This is a genomic window from Henriciella sp., from assembly GCF_029936995.1.
Lineage (GTDB): Bacteria > Pseudomonadota > Alphaproteobacteria > Caulobacterales > Hyphomonadaceae > Henriciella.
Genome location: NZ_JAPYRE010000006.1, coordinates 48,551 through 67,560, shown reverse-complemented (window position 1 = coordinate 67,560; position 19,010 = coordinate 48,551). Strand labels below are relative to the sequence as shown.

The 19,010-nt window shown below is 60.4% G+C and carries 14 protein-coding genes; 7 read left to right on the top strand and 7 right to left on the bottom strand.

Annotated elements, in window-relative coordinates:
• Positions 1–83 precede the first annotated feature (83 nt).
• Together yghU and Q1K31_RS13450 are read right to left on the bottom strand one after the other, a co-directional pair.
• Positions 84–956, bottom strand: coding sequence for a glutathione-dependent disulfide-bond oxidoreductase (gene yghU / locus Q1K31_RS13455; protein WP_300380519.1), 873 nt, complete (start codon positions 954–956; stop codon positions 84–86).
• Positions 957–1,046: 90 nt separating this feature from the next.
• On the bottom strand, positions 1,047–1,904 hold the full coding sequence (locus Q1K31_RS13450) for an SDR family NAD(P)-dependent oxidoreductase (protein WP_300380516.1): 858 nt from the start codon (positions 1,902–1,904) through the stop codon (positions 1,047–1,049).
• A 63-nt stretch (positions 1,905–1,967) separates the two neighbouring features.
• Here Q1K31_RS13450 and Q1K31_RS13445 point away from each other — a divergent pair, with 63 nt between their 5' ends.
• Positions 1,968–2,630, top strand: a complete 663-nt coding sequence (locus tag Q1K31_RS13445; RefSeq protein ID WP_300380513.1) for a hypothetical protein — start codon at positions 1,968–1,970, stop codon at positions 2,628–2,630.
• On the opposite strand, the gene mtgA is transcribed toward Q1K31_RS13445, so the two are convergent.
• Genes mtgA through Q1K31_RS13430 form a run of 3 tightly spaced genes read right to left on the bottom strand, consistent with a single transcriptional unit; the run spans position 2,627 to position 5,145 of the window.
• Positions 2,627–3,292 (bottom strand): monofunctional biosynthetic peptidoglycan transglycosylase, encoded by a 666-nt coding sequence (gene mtgA / locus Q1K31_RS13440; RefSeq protein WP_300380510.1) that lies wholly within the window; start codon positions 3,290–3,292, stop codon positions 2,627–2,629. The genes Q1K31_RS13445 and mtgA overlap by 4 nt on opposite strands.
• A 47-nt stretch (positions 3,293–3,339) precedes the next feature.
• Positions 3,340–4,470, bottom strand: a complete 1,131-nt coding sequence (queG, locus tag Q1K31_RS13435; protein ID WP_300380508.1) for a tRNA epoxyqueuosine(34) reductase QueG — start codon at positions 4,468–4,470, stop codon at positions 3,340–3,342.
• The gene (locus tag Q1K31_RS13430; protein WP_300380505.1) at positions 4,471–5,145 is read right to left on the bottom strand and encodes a glutathione S-transferase family protein; all 675 of its coding nucleotides are present in this window, start codon (positions 5,143–5,145) and stop codon (positions 4,471–4,473) included.
• A gap of 117 nt (positions 5,146–5,262) precedes the next feature.
• Here Q1K31_RS13430 and Q1K31_RS13425 point away from each other — a divergent pair, with 117 nt between their 5' ends.
• Together Q1K31_RS13425 and Q1K31_RS13420 are read left to right on the top strand one after the other, a co-directional pair.
• Entirely contained in the window at positions 5,263–7,998 is a 2,736-nt protein-coding gene (locus Q1K31_RS13425) for a M1 family metallopeptidase (protein WP_300380502.1), read from the top strand.
• Positions 7,999–8,109: 111 nt separating this feature from the next.
• The gene (locus Q1K31_RS13420) at positions 8,110–12,855 is read left to right on the top strand and encodes an NAD-glutamate dehydrogenase (protein WP_300380500.1); all 4,746 of its coding nucleotides are present in this window, start codon (positions 8,110–8,112) and stop codon (positions 12,853–12,855) included.
• A gap of 176 nt (positions 12,856–13,031) precedes the next feature.
• Here Q1K31_RS13420 and Q1K31_RS13415 read toward each other — a convergent pair whose 3' ends face one another.
• Positions 13,032–14,171, bottom strand: a complete 1,140-nt coding sequence (locus Q1K31_RS13415; protein WP_300380499.1) for an AI-2E family transporter — start codon at positions 14,169–14,171, stop codon at positions 13,032–13,034.
• Positions 14,168–14,452, bottom strand: a complete 285-nt coding sequence (locus Q1K31_RS13410; RefSeq protein WP_300380497.1) for a YrhK family protein — start codon at positions 14,450–14,452, stop codon at positions 14,168–14,170. The genes Q1K31_RS13415 and Q1K31_RS13410 overlap by 4 nt, the downstream gene beginning before the upstream one ends.
• Before the next feature lie 127 nt (positions 14,453–14,579).
• Between Q1K31_RS13410 and Q1K31_RS13405 the strand changes: the two genes are divergently transcribed.
• The 4 genes from Q1K31_RS13405 (at position 14,580) to Q1K31_RS13390 (ending at position 18,975) form a co-directional block, all read left to right on the top strand.
• On the top strand, positions 14,580–16,088 hold the full coding sequence (locus Q1K31_RS13405; RefSeq protein ID WP_300380494.1) for a helicase HerA-like domain-containing protein: 1,509 nt from the start codon (positions 14,580–14,582) through the stop codon (positions 16,086–16,088).
• A 154-nt stretch (positions 16,089–16,242) separates the two neighbouring features.
• A complete protein-coding gene (locus tag Q1K31_RS13400) occupies positions 16,243–17,676 on the top strand; it encodes an aldehyde dehydrogenase family protein (RefSeq protein WP_300380491.1) in 1,434 nt (477 codons plus the stop codon).
• Positions 17,677–17,803: 127 nt separating this feature from the next.
• Positions 17,804–18,316, top strand: a complete 513-nt coding sequence (locus Q1K31_RS13395; RefSeq protein WP_300380489.1) for a redoxin domain-containing protein — start codon at positions 17,804–17,806, stop codon at positions 18,314–18,316.
• 122 nt (positions 18,317–18,438) lie between these two features.
• Positions 18,439–18,975, top strand: coding sequence for a hypothetical protein (locus tag Q1K31_RS13390; protein ID WP_300380487.1), 537 nt, complete (start codon positions 18,439–18,441; stop codon positions 18,973–18,975).
• The last annotated feature ends 35 nt before the right edge of the window (positions 18,976–19,010 follow it).

The following is a 19,010-nucleotide window of genomic DNA, read 5'->3' as shown; positions in this document are numbered from 1 at the left end:
CTCTCATTCTGAGAAAGAGGTCAAAAAAAGCCTCCCCGGATAGTCCGGGGAGGCTTTTGAATATGTACGTAAGTTGAAGCTAATCAGTCTTTCGACTCAACCTTGTCCTGCGTCTTCGTCTCGAAGTCGCTGGCGTCGTGGCGTTCGCGCAGCTGGGTTTCAGGCTCACCGAAGGTACGGTTGACCATGCGCCCGCGTTTGACCGGTTCGCGCGCGCCGATCTGCTTGCGCCAGCGCTGGACGTTTTCATACTCGTGGACCTGCAGGAACTCTCCGGCATCATAGGCCGCCCCTGCTGCCAGCGCGCCATACCAGGGCCAGATCGCCATGTCCGCAATCGTGTATTCGTCCCCGGCCATGTACTCATTATCGGCAAGACGCCGGTCGAGCACGTCGAGCTGACGCTTCACTTCCATGGCGAAGCGGTTGATCGGGTATTCGAGCTTTTCCGGCGCATAGGCATAGAAGTGCCCGAACCCGCCGCCGAGATAGGGGGCAGACCCCATCTGCCAGAACAGCCAGTTGATCGCCTCTGTCCGCTTGGCATGATCCTTCGGTAGGAAGGCATCGAACTTCTCGGCCAGGTAAAGCAGCATGGAGCCGCTCTCGAACAGCCGCGTCGGCGGATTGGTGGACCGGTCCATCAGCGCCGGAATCTTGGAGTTCGGGTTGATATCGACAAAGCCGGAGCCAAACTGGTCGCCCTCGCCGATATTGATCAGCCAGGCATCATACTCGGCATCGCTATGGCCTGCCGCCAGCAGCTCCTCGAACATCACGGTCACTTTCACACCATTCGGCGTGCCGAGAGAATAGAGCTGGAATGGATGCTTGCCGACCGGCAGTTCCTTGTCATGTGTCGGCCCGGCAATGGGACGGTTGATACTGGCAAAGCGCCCGCCGCTTTCACGGTCCCAGGTCCAGACTTTCGGTGGCTGATACTCTTGTTCGCTCATGGATGTGTCCGTTCTTGGCTGATTGTTTTCTGCCCCTGAAAGGTAGGCAGTCAGGCCGGACGTTCAATCAGATCAATATCTTGTGACCCCTCAGGCGCGCTTTTCCGCCTCAAGGATTGCGCTCAAGCCTTCCCTGTAGGTCGGATAGTCCGGCCGCCAGCCGGTGGCCGCTTTCAGGCGCGCATTCGAGACACGCTTGCACTCGGCATAGAAACTTTTCGCCATCTCGCTGACGTCGGCTTCATCGAGTGAGACATGCGCTGGTGCCGGAAGGCCGAGCAGTTTCGCCGCATAGTCCATAACAGTCTCAGGCGGTGCAGCCTCCTCATCACAGAGATTGAAGACACCACGCAATCCGGGCCGCTGCACCAGTTCATAGAGCCCGGCCGCCAGGTCATCGACATGGATGCGTGAGAAGACCTGCCCCGGCTTGACGATCTGTTCAGCCTTGCCCTTCCGCACCCGGTCGAGCTGGCAACGCCCCGGCCCGTAAATACCCGGCAGGCGGACAAACCGTGTATCAGGGCGCACGGACGCCCATTGCCGCTCAGCCAGCACGCGTCGTTTGCCCCGTGCTGTGCCGGGATTGACCGGGCTCCACTCGAAAGCCCAGCCGCCATTCAGGTCGCCATAGACGCCGGTTGTCGACAGATAGGTGATCGAGGCGGCTTTCAGGGCATGTGCGCCGGCCAGTTCGAACCCCGGGCATCCTTCCTCACCCGGCGGGGTCGAGATCACCCAGTGGCTGCCTTCAGCCGCACTGGAGATGGCCTTCGCATCATCTGTCCGGACCGGCGTAATCCCTTCTCCCTCAAGGCCGCGCGCCTTCTCCTCACTGCGGGCTGTGCCGCTCACCTGCCAATAGGAGTGACTGCGGCACAATGCGGCCAGCCGGCGGGCGGAAAAACCCGGCCCGATCAGGAATAGCAGCGGTGACGTATCTGTCATTTGCGTCAGGGGGAGCGGCTCTTTATCGCTGTGGGAGATTACTATCTGAGGGATTATCAGAATATGAGTCTGCTTGCCATGGCCCTTGCCGTTCTTCCGGTAAGTCAGTCCGCCGTCGCGGAGATCGAGCGCGCTGAACAGGAGCGCCTGAACGCCTGTATCGAACTCGTCGATGAAGACCCGGAAGCGGCCTATGAAGAAAGCCTGCGCTGGCTCGGCGAAGGGGCCGTACCCCCGGCCCGCCATTGCAATGCGCTCGCCATGATCGGGCTGGAGAACTACAAGGAGGGTGCTGCGCGTCTCGAAGAACTCGCCAACGCCCCGGATGCTGGCGGCGAAGCCGACCGCGCGCTCTACCTCGCCCAGTCCGGCAATGCCTGGCTGACGGCAGGCTATCCCGATGCCGCGGTGACAACGTTGACCAACGCGCTAAAGCTCGCCCCGAATGATGGTGATGTCCGCAAGGACCGCGCGGCTGCCTATCTCATGAAGGATGAGTGGCAAAAGGCCATTAGCGATCTCGACAGGTCACTGGCGAGATACCCCAATGATGTCGAGGCCCTGCAATTCCGCGCGCGCGCCAATCTCAACCTTGACCGGCTGGACGCGGCCGAGGCTGACATGAGCAAGGCGCTCCTGCTCGACGGTGAGAATATCGACACGCTTGTCCTGCGCGGCGACATCCGCGAGGCAAAACGCCTGGCGGATGAAAGCGAAGACGGCTAGCGCCCCAGCACGCAGTCATCGAGCCCCTGACGAGCCACCACGCCCATGCGGGACTGTACTGTCCCTACACGTCCGCTGACATAAGGGCCCGGCGGGTCGACGCGCCATTCGTTCGGATTCGGCAGGACGGAGGCCAGCAGCGCTGCCTCATACGCGCTCAGATCGCTTGCAGGCTTGCCAAAGCGTACCCGTGCGGCCGCTTCGGCCCCGAAGATACCATCGCCCCATTCGATCGTGTTGAGATAGTTTTCCATAACGCGTCGCTTGCCCCACGCCGCATCGATCACCAGTGCGAACCAGGCTTCCCCCGCCTTGCGGACATAGCTGCCACCGTTCCAGAAGAAGACATTTTTCGCCGTCTGCTGGGTAATCGTTGAGGCCCCGCGCAGCCGACCGCCGGACTGGCGCTCGTCGATCGCCTTCTGGACCGCCTCGAAGTCGATGCCGCGATGCTCGCAGAAACGTGTATCCTCTGCCGCGATCACGGCTGTGACCAGGTTGGGTGAAATCTCCTCAAGCGGCACAATGGCCCGGCGGAAATGCTCTCCTTCGATCGTGCGCTGCATCATAAGGATGCTTCCCGGCACCGGCACCCATTTCAGCGCCAGTGCGTAGACATGCATCAGGATGAGGATCGCAATCAGGCCCTTGAGGATACGCAACAGCCAGGTCGTTACACTGCCTCTACGTGACCTTTTCCGACCCGCTTTCACTCTGGTCTTAGCGCCCATTCAGCCCTTACCCCTTCATCAGTCTCACGTCCGGCCCGCGCCTCTCTCTCGCGCTCGAAGCGGGCCCTATCAAGACGCGACAATGCCCAGACGGCCATCCCCCGCACCACAGGGTCTTCATCCTCAAGGTGCGGCAACACGGACTCTTCGACCAGTTCCGGCGCTTCGCTGTTGCCTATCGCTATAAGCACATTGCGCATCATCCGGTTCCGGCCCGTGCGCTTGACCGGTGAACCGGCGAACACGTCGCGGAACGCCGCGTCATCGAGGGCGGCAAGCTCTTCCAGCTCGGGCAGCTTCAGCTCAGCCCGTGCCCACAGCTTCTGTTCCGATGAGGCCTGCGCAAACTTGTTCCACGGGCAGATGGCGAGACAGTCGTCGCAGCCATAGATCCGGTTGCCCATGGGTTCGCGGAATTCAGCCGGGATCGGCCCATGATGCTCGATCGTGAGGTACGAGATACAGCGGCGCGCATCGAGCTGGTAGGCGGCCGGGAATGCCTTCGTGGGACAGATATCGAGACAGGCCCGGCAACTGCCGCAATGATCCTCGCCGGGGTCATCGGGTTCCAGTTCTGCTGCCGTCAGCATCGCGCCGAGGAAAAGCCAACTGCCATGTTCGCGGTTGAGGAGGTTGGTGTGCTTGCCCTGCCAGCCCACACCCGCCTTTTCCGCCAGCGGCTTTTCCATCAGCGGTGCGGTATCGACAAACACTTTTACCTCTTCGCCGGCGACCGATGCAAAGTCCCGTGCAAGCTGTTTCAGCTTCTTTTTGATGAGATCGTGATAGTCGGCACCGCGCGCATAGACGGAGATATTTCCGTGCATTTTCATGTCCAGCTGCGGCAACGGGTCCGTGTCAGGCCCGTAATTCATCGCGAGCATTACAGCTGAACGCGCCTCCGGCCACATCGCGGTCGGGGTCTTGCGCCGCGCCAGCGTGGTCTCCATCCAGGCCATCTGGCCGTGGCGGCCCTCACTTACATAGGCCTCCAGCCGTTCGCCTGCTTGCCAGGGCTCATCGGCGCGGCAGATCCGGCACGCGGCAAAGCCGAGATCCTCCGCCAGGTCTTTCAGGCGGCCTTTCAGGGAGTCCGCATCAGGCACCATTCAGAAGTCCAGATCAGCATAGTGACTTGCCGGGCGTGTCCCCTGTATCCTGTCAGACAGGAGCGAGCGGAAACTCGGCCGGGATTTGATCCGTGAATACCATTCCCTGAGGTCCGGCGTCATGTCCCAGGGTACATCATTGAAATAGTCATAGGCTGAAAGATGCGCAGCGATCGAGAGGTCGGCCAGTGTCAGCGACCGCCCGGCCATATAGGTCCGTGTCTCGGCCAGGCCGTTCAGGAAGGTCATTTTCGACTTCAGGGCATGGACACCGGTGCGGAGCGCGCCGCTGTCGGGTGACTTGGCACGGCGCACCCACTGGTTCACGCGTTCGTTGAGAAGGCTTGCATTAACTTCAGCAAAGGAATCCTCGCTCCAGCGCCACAGCCGCCGGGCCTCGACCTTCTCTTTCGCTCCGAAGGGTAAAAGCCTTGGCTTTTCATACATCTCCTCGAGATATTCACAGATTGCATGCGCGCCGACCGCACTGACCATCTCCTCGGCATCCGTATCAAGCAGCACAGGCGCTCTTGCCCCGGGTGCGAGTTCTGCAAGCTCGTCCGGAGGTGACCAGGGCAGGGCCTGAACCAGATCCACCTCGAAGCGTTTCTCGCCCAGTGCGAGACGGACCGTCCGTGCGAGCGGGTCTATGGGCCAGTGCCATAACCGTTTCATATTTTCGCACTCCCGGGGTTGATCCCGCCTGCCAGCGGGGTGATCAAAAGAAGAATTTCACGCATATGAGCCAGCCATGTTTCATCCGGTCTGGACGAATTTTCAGGAGAATCGCTCATGACGCTTAACAGGGTCAAAACAAGCTTCCTTGCAACTGTTGCAGGTTTCGCCCTGCTCGCCGCATGCGGCCCCAATACCGAACAGGCAGACGATACTGCAAGTGAGGAAATCACCGATCCTGTAAAGCTCGAAACCCCGCCTGCCGGACAGCTGCCGGAAACCGTCGCACCGACCTCCTATCATCTCGACCTTACCACCGATCCGGAAAAGGACAGCTTCTCCGGTACCGCCGAGATTGGCGTACGCATGAAAGAACCGCATGCGCGCATCTGGCTGCATTCCCTGGACCAGACCATTGAGAGCGTTATTGCCCGCCTGCCTGATGACACCGAGATCGAGGGTACCTTCGAAGGCAATCTCGCTGATGGCGGGGTCTCGAAAATCGACTTTGCCGAGCCGCTTCCGGCTGGCAACGCCACCCTCGTCATCAAGTATACCGCTCCCTACAACACCGGACTGGCGGGCCTTTACAAGGCAACTCAGAACGACCGTTCCTATCTGGCCACGCAGATGGAGCCGATCGATGCGCGCCGCATGATGCCGTCCTTCGACCAGCCGAGCTTCAAGACCCCATGGACGCTGAACATCACGGCTCCGCAGGGCAACCAGGTGATCACCAACGCGCCGCTCCAGGGCACCAGCCAGCTCGAGAACGGCATGGTCCGCCACAGCTTTGCAACCACGCGGCCGATCCAGTCCTATCTCGTTGCCCTGGCCGTTGGCCCTTACGACCTTCGCGAAGGCACGCCGCTACCATCCAATACGCTGCGCGCCACGCCTGTTCCGTTCCGCGGGTTCGCGCCCGCCAGCAAAGGCGACCAGCTCAAGACGGCGATGGATGTCACCGACGAGATGAACCTCTATCTCGAGACATATTTCAACTATCCCTACCCGTACGCCAAGCTCGACCTGATCGCAGTGCCCGACTTTGCCTATGGGGCCATGGAAAATGCCGGCGCGATCATCTATCGCGAGAGCGCACTACTGATAAATGACCGCACGCCGCTCGACCGCCGCCGCGGCATACTGACCACGCACGCCCATGAACTGGCCCACCAGTGGTTTGGCAATCTCGTCACACCGACCTGGTGGAACGATATCTGGCTCAACGAGGCTTTTGCCACATGGATGAGCTACAAGACCATGGACGAAGTCTATCCCGATCAGGGCTATGACCGCGCCCCGCAACGCCGCGGGATCGCAGCCATGGGCGAAGACAGCCTCAAGAATGCACGCCAGATCCGCAATCCGATTGAACGCAATGCCGATATCAATGACGCCTTTGATGGCATCACCTACTCCAAGGGCGGTGGCGTGCTGTCCATGTTCGAATCCTATCTTGGCGAGGAAGCTTTCCGGGAAGGCATGCGCCAGCACATGAAGCGCTTCGAGGATGATGACGCAGACGTGGAAGACTTCATGCAATCGCTCGCCGATGGCAGCGGAGATGCAGACGTCGTCGAGAGCTTCCGCTCCTTCATCTTCCAGCCGGGTATTCCCTACCTCGATGTAGAGACCCAGTGTGAGGCCAGTGACGAAGGCGACTCCGGCACGATCACCGTAACACAGCAGCGTTATGCACCGCTGGGCTCGGAAATCGACGCGGGTGCAGCGACGTGGCAGGTGCCCTTTGCCATGCGCATCAGCGGCCCTTCCGGCGAGACCGTCCACCGCGAAATGCTGACAGGCAAGACCACCGAGATCGAACTGGATGGCCAGTGCGCGGACTGGGTCATGCCAAACGCCGCAGGCGGCTACTGGCGCTTCTCCCTGTCCGACGAGAACTGGGGAGCCCTGACGGAGAATTTCGATGCCCTGGAGGCACGTGAACAGCTCTCTCTCGTTGACAGTATCGCAGCGGCCTTCCGGGCCGGTGACGCACCTGCCAGCGCCGTGCTCGACGTCCTGGAGGCCTCCTCCACAGCTGAATGGGACGTGGCCATTGCTTCAATGAAAACGGCACGGGGCTATTTCTCAGCCCTGCCAGAAGAGAACAAGGACGCGATGCGGGCATGGGCACAGGCCACATACGGGCCGGTCCATGACGCGCTGAAGGCCCGCGAGGACGAGCTCAGCCAGGGCGAGGACCTTCTCCTGCAGGACCTCTATGCCGGGCTGCTCGAAATCGGCGAGATGCAGGACGCCCGTCAGGCACTTGCCGATCAGGCGGCGGCCTATATCGGCGTCGAGGGCGAACCTGACCCGCAGGCTGTTGATGCCGACACGCTCTTCACCGCGATCAAGTACGGCGTGAAACTGGGCGGACGGGATTTCTATGAAGCCGCGCTCGAACATGCCCGCACGACGAACAACCAGTACGAGCGCCGCCGCACCCTTCAGCTCATCGCCCTTCATGGCGATGAACAGGAGGTCGCAGACCTGATGGAAGAGATGCAGGCCGATGAATGGCAAGGCCAGGAGACATGGTCTGTCATGCAGAGCGCCGTCAACAATCAGGCCCATCAGGACGCTGCCTGGGACATCTACAAGGCAAACTTCGATACATTCATCGCGAGCACGCCTGAAATCCGCAAGCCGCAGACGGCCGGAGCTGTTGCTGCCTTCTGTGACGCAGAGAAAGTCGCCGAAGCCAGCGACTTTTTCGTTACCAAGGGAGAGATGATCCCGGGCTATGAGCGGTCACTCGCCCAGGCTGAGGAGAGCGGGAACCTCTGCGCGGCCTTCCGTGACGAGAAGACCGAGGAGCTGATCGAAGCCCTGAAAAACCGCTAGTCGCTGCAATCGCAATTGCCCTTCGCACTGCACAATGCGAGAGGGCAATTGCCGCTGCGTCAGCAAAGGGCTAGTTAGGATTCCAAGTCTACAGCGCTTCAGGATTTTTCCATGCCGGACCACGCCCAGAGCCCTGCAGAGCCCGCAGGAAAATTGCGGCTTGAGGATATTCGCCGCAGTTTCCACGAGGACGCCGAGAACGAGAACCTGACCTCGATCGCGCCAGCCGATGTCGATACGCTGGCAGAAGCCATTCATGACTTCACCGAAGGGTTTTCCGGCAAAGAGTCGATCACGCGTGTCCGTGATGCAAAGGGCGAAGGCGGACGCAATCTTGGCCATTGCGTGCTTGAGACCGTCAGCCATGACAAACCCTTCCTGGTCGACTCCCTGCTTGGTCTCTGTGCGGAGCTCGGTTTCGAGGTCCGCGCCCTCTTTCACCCGATCCTGGAAACCGATCGCGGCAACAAGCTGTCTCTCATCCAGGTTCACATTCCCGCGCTCAGTGCGCAGGAATGCCAGCGCCTGAAAGAGGAAGCCGACGCCACCTTGCGAGACGTCACAATGGCCGTCGCAGACTTCGCGGCCATGCAGGCACGGATGCAGGACGCGATAAAACAGGTCCAGGCCTCGAGCCATTGCGCCGACGACATGCGCAAGGAAGCGGTCGCTTTCCTCGACTGGCTGGCCGACGAGCATTTCGTCTTCCTCGGGGTACGCGAATATACCTTCAAGACCGGTCCTGACGGCAGCGTCCTGCCCGAGGAACCGGACATGGTGGAAGGCTCAAATCTTGGCCTGCTGCGCGACGATGACTGCAACGTCCTGAGGCGCGGCAGCGAGCCGCTGGTGCTGACGCCTGCTATCAGCTCCTTCCTGACCGAGCCCGATCCGCTCGTTGTCGCCAAATCCACGCTCCAGAGCCGTGTGCACAGGCGTTCCCTGTGTGACTATGTCGGCGTCAAACACTTCGACGAGACCGGCCAGCTGACCGGCGAGACCCGTTTTCTCGGCCTCTATACGGCCGAGGCCTACAACCAGAGCGTCCGCCATATCCCGCTCGTGCGGCGGCGCGTTGCCCGCGTTCTGGAAGCAACCGGTGCGGTCGAAGGCAGCCACAATTACAAGGCCCTTTCGAACATCCTCGAGACCTGGCCGCGCGATGAGCTTCTCCAGGCTGATGCCGAAACGCTGATCCCCCTGATGAAGGGCGCGCTGCACCTCGTCGGCCGTCCGCGAACCCGTCTCTTCGTACGCCGTGACCAGTTCAACCGCTTTGTGTCCGTGCTCATCTTCGTGCCGCGCGAAGCCTATGACACGGCTGTACGCATTCGGCTGGGCGAACACATGCGCGAGGCCTTCAAGGGCCGCCTCATCTCCTTCCAGCCGCGCTTTGATGCTTCGCCGCTGGCCCGCCTGCACCTGCTCATCGAACTCGAGGACGGCCGTGTCCAGCCGGACCTGCAAGCGCTTGAGAGTGATGCTGCAAACATCGCACGCACCTGGGATGATTCCTTCCGTGCCGCCCTCATGGACGCTGGACTGGGTCGCGACGAATTCGAGCGCGCAAGCGGCTTTCGCGGCGGCTTCAACGCCGCCTATCGCGAGGCTTTCGGCCCACAGGAAGCCCTTGTCGATGTCGAAGCCATCCGCCCGCTCTCCGCGCAGAGACAGGTGCGCCTTCGCGCCTTCCGTCATGACAATGACAGCGGCGACACGGTCCGCGCCAAGATCTATTCACGTGGTGGGGCGATCGCGCTGTCGGACTGCGTGCCGGTCTTCGAGAATATGGGCCTCTTCGTGGAGTTCGAGACAGGCTATCCCGTCACGCCCGACCCCAAGCCTGCACCGGATGCACCGGACACCTACTGGGTCCACTCCCTCAAGATGCGTACCCAGAACGCCGAAACCCTTGATTTCGAAGAAGTCGGAGAGCGTTTCGAGGAAGCCTTCGTGGCCATCTGGCAGGGACGCGCGGAGAATGACCGCTTTAACGGACTGGTCTTCTCTGCCGGGGCCAGCTGGCGTGAGGCCGCGCTTTGCCGGGCACTTTCTGCCTATCGCCACCAGACCGGGCTAGACCCGGCCCGCAGCACTCAGATCGAAGCCCTGAAATGCCATCCGGGTCTCACGCGAGCGCTGCTCGACCTGTTCTATATCCGGTTTGACCCGGCCTATGGCGATGACCTCCAGGCCCGCCAGAAAGAAGCCCAGGAGGCGCTGCGTCACATCGAGGCCCGCCTGAATGATGTCTCGTCCCTGGATGAAGACCGCGTCATCCGCCGGCTTGCCCGCCTCATCATGGCGATCCAGCGGACCAATTTCTGGCAGCGCCAGCCTGATGGCACGCCCTACCCGTTCATCAGCTTCAAGATCGCCAGCCAGGATATTACCGACCTGCCGGCGCCCAAGCCGTTCCGCGAAATCTTCATATCGAGCCCGGAAGTCGAAGGCGTCCACTGCCGTTTCGGCGCGGTCGCACGCGGCGGCATACGCTGGTCGGACCGGCGCGACGATTTCCGCACCGAAGTGCTTGGCCTGGTGAAAGCCCAGCAGGTCAAGAATGCCGTCATCGTGCCGGTTGGCTCGAAGGGGGGATTCTATCCCAAGCAGATTCCGGCCAATGCCTCGCGGGAGGCGACACGCGATGCTGGCATTTCCGCCTATCGCACCTTCATCAACTCCCTCATGGACCTGACTGACAATCTCATCGACGGTGATGTCCAGCACCCGGACAATACTGTCGTCTGGGATGGCGATGACCCGTATCTGGTCGTAGCCGCGGACAAGGGCACGGCAACCTTTTCCGACATCGCCAACGAGATCAGCGTTGAACACGGTTTCTGGCTCGGTGACGCGTTTGCCTCCGGTGGCTCTGCCGGATACGACCACAAGAAAATGGGCATTACCGCCCGTGGCGCATGGGAAGCGGTCAAGCGCCACTTCCGCGAAATGGGCAAGGATATCCAGACCGAGCCCTTCACCGTCATCGGTTGTGGCGACATGTCCGGCGACGTGTTCGGCAACGGCATGCTGCTGTCGAAGCAGATCCGCCTGCAGGCCGCCTTCAACCACATGCACATCTTCGTTGACCCCGACCCGCAGGATCCAGAGCGGTTATGGGAAGAACGCAAGCGCATGTTCGACCTGCCACGCTCGTCATGGATGGACTATGATCAGTCCCTGATCTCCGAAGGCGGGGGCATCTTCGAACGCTCGGCCAAGTCCATCCCCCTGTCGGAGCAGATGAAGAAACTCACTGGTCTTTCCCAGGATGAAGCAACTCCGGACGAGTTCCTGCATGCGCTCCTGAAGGCCGATTGCGAACTTCTCTGGTTTGGCGGTATCGGCACTTACGTCAAAAGCAGTGAAGAGAGCCAGAGCGACGCCGGCGACCGGACCAATGACGCGATCCGCGTCAATGGCCGCGAACTTGGCGCGAAGGTCATCGGCGAAGGTGCCAATCTTGGCATGACGCAGGCTGGCCGCATCGAATTCGCCTTGCGCGGCGGGCGCCTGAACACTGATGCCATAGACAATTCCGCGGGCGTCGACAGTTCCGACCATGAGGTCAACATCAAGATTCTCTGCTCGGAGGCTATCCGGCGCGGCGCCCTGCCCAGCGGCGAGCGCAATATCCTGCTGCAACAGATGACAGACGATGTCGCCGCCCATGTCCTGGCCCACAATTACAGCCAGACCGGGACGCTGACGCTCGCCAGCTCCACCGCTGCGCGCGACCATCAGGCCAATGAGCGCCTGATGTCATACCTTGAAAACCGGGACGTGCTGGACCGCGACGTCGAAGGCCTGCCCCACACTTCACAAATGGCTGAGCGCGCCGAAAACCGCCAGTGGCTGACCCGCCCTGAACTCGCCGTTCTCATGGCATGGTCGAAGATCACGCTTTTTGATGACATCGTCGCCTCGGATGTACCGGATGACCCCTGGTTCAGTGAGACCCTGAAATCCTATTTCCCGGACGACCTCAACAAATATGACGATGCCATGCAGGGGCACCGCCTGAACCGCGAGATTATCGCCACGGTCCTGGCCAACCGCCTCATTGATGCCGGCGGTCCGCTCATGCTGCTGCGCCTGCGCGAGCAGTCCAATGTTTCGAACGCCGCAATCTGCCAGGCCTTCGAGACAGCACGCCACCTGCTGGACCTGCCAGCCTACGGCAAGGCCATCGATGCCCTCGACAACAAGGTCAAGGCCAGCGCCCAGACCGAGATGCACCAGCTCGGCGCGGATGCCGTGATGGACACGACCGCCGCCATCCTTCGTCAGGCACCGGATATGCCGCTGGCAGAAGCGGTTGAGCATTTCAGGCCAGCCTATGAGACGCTCGACAAGCTCCTGACAGACGCAGTTTCCGGGTTCGAGGCAACACAGTTCCGCAAACGCAAGGAATCGCTTCAGCAGGCAGGCATGGGCAACAAGCTTGCCGAACGTGGCGCCCTCATGCCGCTCCTGCCCATCGGGGTAGAGCTCCAGATGCTCGCGGCAACGGAAGGTACCAGTCCGGCCGAAGCGCTGGAGACCTACCTCAAGCTCGGTGAAGTTCTGAAACTCGACCGCCTTCGCTTTGATGCGCTGCGCAGCATCGAGACAGCGACCTACTGGGAACGCCTGGCAACCCGGCGACTGGTCGAGGACCTGCGCCGCCAGCAGGGTGATGCGGCCGCAAGGGCGCTTACTTCAGGCGATGTCTCAAAGTGGTTGTCGGAGCATGAACCGGAACGGAAGGCGCTTGTCCAGCAGCTCAACACGCTCTCAAGCGCGAAAGCCTCGTTCGCACAATTCACACTGGCCGCAGACGCCGTACGCGGATTCATGACGCACGCCAGCTAATTGTCTTTCATGAACTTTCTGTCATACTCTTTGAGAAGAGACGGACCCGCCAGACGGGGACGTGTCTGACGGGCCCTACAGGCAACTCCGCAGGCTGGGTGGGGGGACGCACGCGGAGGCCTGATTTCATTTCAGCGTGATTTCACGCTCACCCATTATCAATATGTGCCGCAACGTCAGTTCTGCCAAGGTTCATCCTCAGCTGATTCTGCAGTAATAACGAGATCGTCATTTACTGCACCGGCAACCAACCCCCCTGGTTTCCCATCTGCCGATAATAAGACTGCGATCCAGCGAGTCGATGTTGATTGCGCAAAAAGTATCATTAGCAAAACTGTCAGGGGCGCCGAGAGAAACATGCCCGGAATGCCCCATAGTGCACCCCATATCGCCAGTGACAGCAACACAACCAGCGCTGAAAGGTTAAGTGTTTCTCCCATGATCCTTGGCTGTACGAAATTGCCGATTGCGAACTGCCAGAAGCTGACACCGGCAAAAACAAATATCGCGAAGAAATAGCTGTCATTGTCACCCTCCCCCGGCACCCAAGCTGGAAGGTCTGGCTGCACGAGTGCAAACAGGGTGGGCACCAGCGCTGCCACGATGGACCCGATCGTCGGGATATAGTTCAGCACGAAGATGAGCCCGGCCAGGAATAGCGTGTTACTCACGCCGAGAACCAGGAGCGTGAAATAGGTCAGGACTGTGATCAGGGCGGAAATGACTGTCTGGGTCCAGAGGTATGTCTCGATCCCCCGGCGTGCAGCCTGACCAATGTCACGTACCTGTTCACGCCGCTCGGTCACGGGAAAGATGTAATCCAGCTTGGGGCTCCAGGCAGACTGGGCGAGGAACAGGAAGGCGACATAGATCAGGATAACGACGAGATCGCCCGAGAGGTCACCGGTTGCGTTCGCAATCGTGGCAAAGAAGCGCTGGCCTGTATCGTTGAAGATGATCTCCGTCAGTGTCGGCGCCTGGTCCATTCTCATCACGGCATAAATGTCAGAGATGAGGGCGTTGATCTTCTGCTCATAATCGCTCGCCTGCTCACCGAACTGGGCAACACCCTGGGCCAGCAAGCCGAAGAAAAGGCCGAACCCGGCAAGGACCGTCAGGATGGCGATGGCCCGGTTGAGATAAGGGCCCGGCACGCGCAGTTTGTTGTCGATAACCCGCGCAAACCCTTCCATGATCAGGAACAGGAAGACGGCGAGTGCGAAAGGCGCGAAAATCGAACGCCCGAAATACAGGATCGCGATCAGGACACCTGTGGCGATGACCCAGATACCGACAACACCGGAGCGGACCGTCATTCCTCTTCACCTTTCGCTTCGCCACTGTGATGTGGCAACTTCGCCAGATGGAAATCCCGCGCCACATGAACCAGCGGCCGGACGGCGAAGAAGACTGAGCCGATCAGGAACAGCCATGTCGCTGCCACCTCGGTACTCTTCTTGAAGAATAGGACCGAGCCGACAATGAAAGCAATCGCCGCCAGCGCATCCACCGTGTCATAGATTGTCTGGTAGCTCCCATAGACTTCGCCGTGCCGCTCAGTCCTGAAGTTCATCCACTTCCGGCTCTTTCCGGACATTTGCAGCCTCCCTGGCGATCCTGTTTCCCTTGTGCGGAAAAAGCGTCCGCTTTCATAGTCCCCGGGGCCTTGCCACGCCTGATTTTGGGGCTAGCGTTCACAGCCGGAAATCATGAAGAGGCAGCTGATGGGCACGAAGATCTACATAGGCGGCGGCGGGCCGCAGCAGGATGAAGCACAAGGTCTGCTGCTGAATCGTGCAAACCGTCACGGCCTCATCGCTGGCGCGACCGGGACGGGCAAAACCGTTACCCTGCAAATTCTGGCCGAGAGCTTTTCCAATGAAGGCGTGCCGGTTTTCTGCGCCGACGTGAAAGGCGACCTGTCCGGTCTCGCCATGAGCGGAACGGAAAGCTTCAAGCTCCATGACGCCTTCACCTCCCGTGCCGGCAAGATCGGGTTCAGCGACTACACCTATCATGATGTGCCCACGGTCTTCTGGGACGTCTTCGGCCAGAAAGGCCATCCGGTGCGGACGACCGTGAGCGAAATGGGCCCAACCCTGCTTGCCCGGCTCATGGACCTCACAGAGACCCAGGAGGGTGTTCTCACGGTTGCCTTCGAATATGCCGATGACGAGGGCCTGCTCCTGCTCGACCTGAAAGATCTCCAGAAACTGCTGATCCATATGGGCGACAAGGAGGTCCGGGCGGATATCTCGCGGCGCTATGGCAATGTCGCCTCCGCCTCTCTCAGTGCCATCCAGCGTGACCTGCTGGAGCTTGAGCGCGCCGGGGCTGAACAGTTCTTCGGCGAACCCGCCCTTGAACTCGGCGACCTGATGCGTACCGCCACGGACGGGCGCGGCATCGTCAATATCCTCGACGCCACCACCCTCATCAATTCGCCCAAACTCTATTCTACTTTCCTGCTCTGGCTGCTGTCTGAACTGTTCGAGCAGCTTCCCGAAGTCGGCGACCCCGAAAAACCGAAGCTCGTCTTCTTCTTCGACGAGGCCCACCTGCTGTTCAGGGATGCCCCCAAAGCGCTGCTGGAAAAGATCGAACAGGTGGTGCGCCTGATCCGCTCAAAGGGTGTCGGGGTCTTTTTCGTCACCCAGAATCCGCGCGACCTGCCGGACAGTGTGCTTGCCCAGCTCGGCAACCGTATCCAGCATGCCCTGCGCGCCTATACCCCCAGTGAACGCAAGTCCGTGCGCGCCGCTGCAGAAAGTTTCAGGCCAAATCCGGCATTCGGCACTGAAGAGGTCATCACCCAGCTCGGCACAGGCGAAGCCCTGGTTTCGACCCTCGACGACAAGGCCGCTCCCGGCATCGTACAGCGCACGCTGATCCGACCGCCTTCTTCCCGTCTCGGTCCGGTCAATGATACCGAGCGCAGCCAGATCATGTCGGCAAGCCCCGTCTCCGGACGTTATGACAAGTCCCTCGACCGGGAGTCGGCCTATGAAATCCTGATCGAGAAGGAAAAGGCCGCGGCCGAAGAAGCCGAACGCCTCGCACAGGAAGAAGAGAAGGCAAAACGAGAGCTGGAAAGGAAAAAGGCGCGCCGCCCCTCTTCCCGCCGCCAGACAGCCACCGAAGCAGCGGTGAAGACAGCAACCCGGACAATTGCCCGCGATGTCGCCCGCTACGTCCTGCGCGGTATTCTGGGAAGCCTCAAGCGCAGCCGCTAACGCCTGGACCAGCTGGCTCATCTCCCGCAATCCAGAAAAATCCAGCCCCGTTACTTCAAATTCACGCGAGGTGACGGGGCGATAGTGCTTTCATTTGATGACTGTGGGGCTTAGATACGCAGGGTCAGTGAAAGAAGACCAACCGGAGGACGACATGCAGGATTATCTCAAGTTTTACATCAATGGTGAGTGGGTCGACCCGGTCGAACCGCGTACGCTCGACGTCGAGAACCCGGCCACGGAGGAGGCTTTCGCCAGGATATCACTCGGCTCCAACGCCGATGTCGACAAGGCCGTCGAAGCCGCTCGCACCGCTTTCACCTCATTCTCGCAGACCTCGGTGGAATACCGTGCGGAGCTGCTTGAAAAGATCGCCGCAGGCATCCAGGCCCGCGCTGGCGACATGGCGCAGGTGATTTCCGACGAAATGGGCGCGCCGATGTGGCTCGCCAACGCCGCCCAGGTTCCTGCCGGGATGGGTCACTATATGACCGCCGCCAAGATCCTGCGCGAATACAAGTTCGAAGAGCAGATGGGCGCAACGATGCTTCGCAAGGAGCCCGTCGGCGTCTGCGGTTTCATCACGCCGTGGAACTGGCCGCAGAACCAGATCGCCTGCAAGGTCGCCCCAGCGATCGCAACAGGCTGCACCATGGTGCTCAAGCCGTCGGAAATCGCACCGCTGGATGCGATGATCGTGGCTGAAATCTTCCACGAAGCCGGTGTGCCGCCGGGTGTGTTCAACCTCGTCAATGGCGACGGCCCCGGCGTTGGTGCCTACATGTCCCAGCATCCGGGCATCGACATGATGAGCTTCACCGGGTCGACCCGCGCTGGCACGCTCGTTCAGCAGGCAGCAGCCCCGACGGTCAAGCGCGTCGCCCTCGAACTCGGCGGCAAGTCCCCGAACATCGTCCTGCCGGATGCCGACCTCAACAAAGCTGTTGGTGGCGGCGTCATGCAGATGATGATGAACACCGGTCAGTCCTGTAACGCGCCATCGCGCATGCTCGTCCAGCGCGACCAGCATGACGAAGCCGTGGCCATCGCCAAGGCGACAGCGGAATCGGTCAAGATCGGTGCAGGCGCCGATGCCGAGAAGGGCGCCATTGGCCCGATCTCGAACGCCAATCAGTGGAACAAGGTCCAGGACCTGATCCAGAAAGGCGTTGATGAAGGCGCCACGCTGGTGACAGGCGGAACGGGCCGTCCTGAAGGCTTCAACAAGGGCTACTTCACCAAGCCGACCGTCTTCGCCAATGTCTCCAACGACATGACGATTGCGCGTGAGGAAATCTTTGGCCCTGTGCTCTGCATCCTGCCCTATGAGGATGAAGACGAAGCCATCCGGATTGCCAACGACACCGAGTATGGTCTCTCAGGCTATGTCCAGTCGAGCGACATCAACCATGCCCGTGACGTGGCCAACAAGATCCGTGCTGGCAACATCCACATCAATGGTGCCGGCCCGGACCAGAAAGCCCCGTTCGGTGGCTACAAGATGTCCGGCAATGGCCGTGAGTGGGGCGCTGTCGGTTTCGAGGAATTCCTCGAATACAAATCGGTGCTTGGCCATACCCCGGCCTAGACCTTCACCAATCCAGTCAGCGAAAGCCCGCAGTGTTCACGCTGCGGGCTTTTCTTTTGAGCGCCGTTTGCGCGGAACGAGCGGGGCGTATCTCCGTTGATCCGGTACAGCCAACAGGGATACGACCATGACCCGCATCGCGCCCGGCCAGGATGCCGGTAACATCACTCTGAATCTCATCAATGGCAGCAGGTGGGAGCTTGGACAGCAGAAAACCGGCTGGAGCCTGATCGTCGCCTATCGCGGACTTCACTGCCCGGTCTGCAAGGGTCAGCTCCAGACCCTCAGATCGCAGATGAAGTCTTTTGCCGATGCCGGTATCGGAATTGTCTCCGCCAGCATGGACACACAGGATCGCGCCGAAAAATCGCACACAGAGTGGGAGCTCGGCGAAGTGCCCGTCGCCTACGGCCTCGGAAAGGATTTTGTAGAGCGTTTCGGCCTCTACCTCTCCGACCCGATCAGTGACAACGAGCCCGAGCTCTTCTGCGAACCCGGCCTGCTCCTCTTCAAGGGCACGACTTACTATGCAGGCTGGATTCAAACCATCCCCTTTGCCCGCCCGTCCTTCGAGGATGTGCTCAAGGGGGTGAAGTTCCTCCAGAACAAGGATTATCCGCCGCGCGGCAAACTTGGCTAGCTCTCCGAAGGCCATATGTAACACGGGATTTTCCCTGCCATGACGCCTGAAAGTGTGCGATATCGTTGCCTGACGTTCAGCTAGCTCCCATATAATATGGAAAATGAACTCAGGTGATGACCATGAAAATTAGACACCTTCTCCCCGCTGTCGCTGCCCTGGCTCTTGCTGGTGCATGTGCGACATCTACGCCCTATCAGGCCGCAAACACGTCCGACCGGGGCTACAGCAACCAGCAGATCGAGAATAACCGCTGGCTCGTCAGCTTCTCGGGCAACAGCCTGACCAACCGCCAGACAGTTGAGACCTATCTGCTATACCGCGCCGCTGAGCTGACGGCACAGAGCGGGTATGACCATTTCCGCATGGTCCGCCGTGCGACCGACGCTGACTCCAGCTTCGTGCCCGTCGGCGGGACATATGGTCATTTCGCGCCGCATTACCGCTATTATGGCCATCACGGACGCCTCTTCTATCCGTCCTATTACCGCTACGACCCCTTCTGGCGCGATGCGCCGGACTATCGTGAAGTCACACGTTTCGAGGCTTCGGCCGAAATCCTGATGGGACGCGGGCCAAAACCCGATGACCCGGCCTATTTCTCGGCAGACGAAGTTCTCATGAACCTGTCCGGCCAGATCCTGCGTCCAGCAGCATAAGATCGGGGCCGACTAAGCTATAAAAAAAGCCCGCT

Bases quoted from the DNA above. Each gene is read 5' to 3' on its own strand.
- Q1K31_RS13430 (WP_300380505.1), bottom strand. From the start codon at position 5,145: ATGAAACGGTTATGGCACTGGCCCATAGACCCGCTCGCACGGACGGTC.
- Q1K31_RS13450 (WP_300380516.1), bottom strand. From the start codon at position 1,904: ATGACAGATACGTCACCGCTGCTATTCCTGATCGGGCCGGGTTTTTCC.
- Q1K31_RS13390 (WP_300380487.1), top strand. From the start codon at position 18,439: ATGAAAATTAGACACCTTCTCCCCGCTGTCGCTGCCCTGGCTCTTGCT.
- Q1K31_RS13400 (WP_300380491.1), top strand. From the start codon at position 16,243: ATGCAGGATTATCTCAAGTTTTACATCAATGGTGAGTGGGTCGACCCG.
- Q1K31_RS13445 (WP_300380513.1), top strand. From the start codon at position 1,968: ATGAGTCTGCTTGCCATGGCCCTTGCCGTTCTTCCGGTAAGTCAGTCC.
- Q1K31_RS13425 (WP_300380502.1), top strand. From the start codon at position 5,263: ATGACGCTTAACAGGGTCAAAACAAGCTTCCTTGCAACTGTTGCAGGT.
- Q1K31_RS13395 (WP_300380489.1), top strand. From the start codon at position 17,804: ATGACCCGCATCGCGCCCGGCCAGGATGCCGGTAACATCACTCTGAAT.
- Q1K31_RS13405 (WP_300380494.1), top strand. From the start codon at position 14,580: ATGGGCACGAAGATCTACATAGGCGGCGGCGGGCCGCAGCAGGATGAA.
- yghU (WP_300380519.1), bottom strand. From the start codon at position 956: ATGAGCGAACAAGAGTATCAGCCACCGAAAGTCTGGACCTGGGACCGT.
- Q1K31_RS13420 (WP_300380500.1), top strand. From the start codon at position 8,110: ATGCCGGACCACGCCCAGAGCCCTGCAGAGCCCGCAGGAAAATTGCGG.
- queG (WP_300380508.1), bottom strand. From the start codon at position 4,470: ATGGTGCCTGATGCGGACTCCCTGAAAGGCCGCCTGAAAGACCTGGCG.
- Q1K31_RS13410 (WP_300380497.1), bottom strand. From the start codon at position 14,452: ATGTCCGGAAAGAGCCGGAAGTGGATGAACTTCAGGACTGAGCGGCAC.
- Q1K31_RS13415 (WP_300380499.1), bottom strand. From the start codon at position 14,171: ATGACGGTCCGCTCCGGTGTTGTCGGTATCTGGGTCATCGCCACAGGT.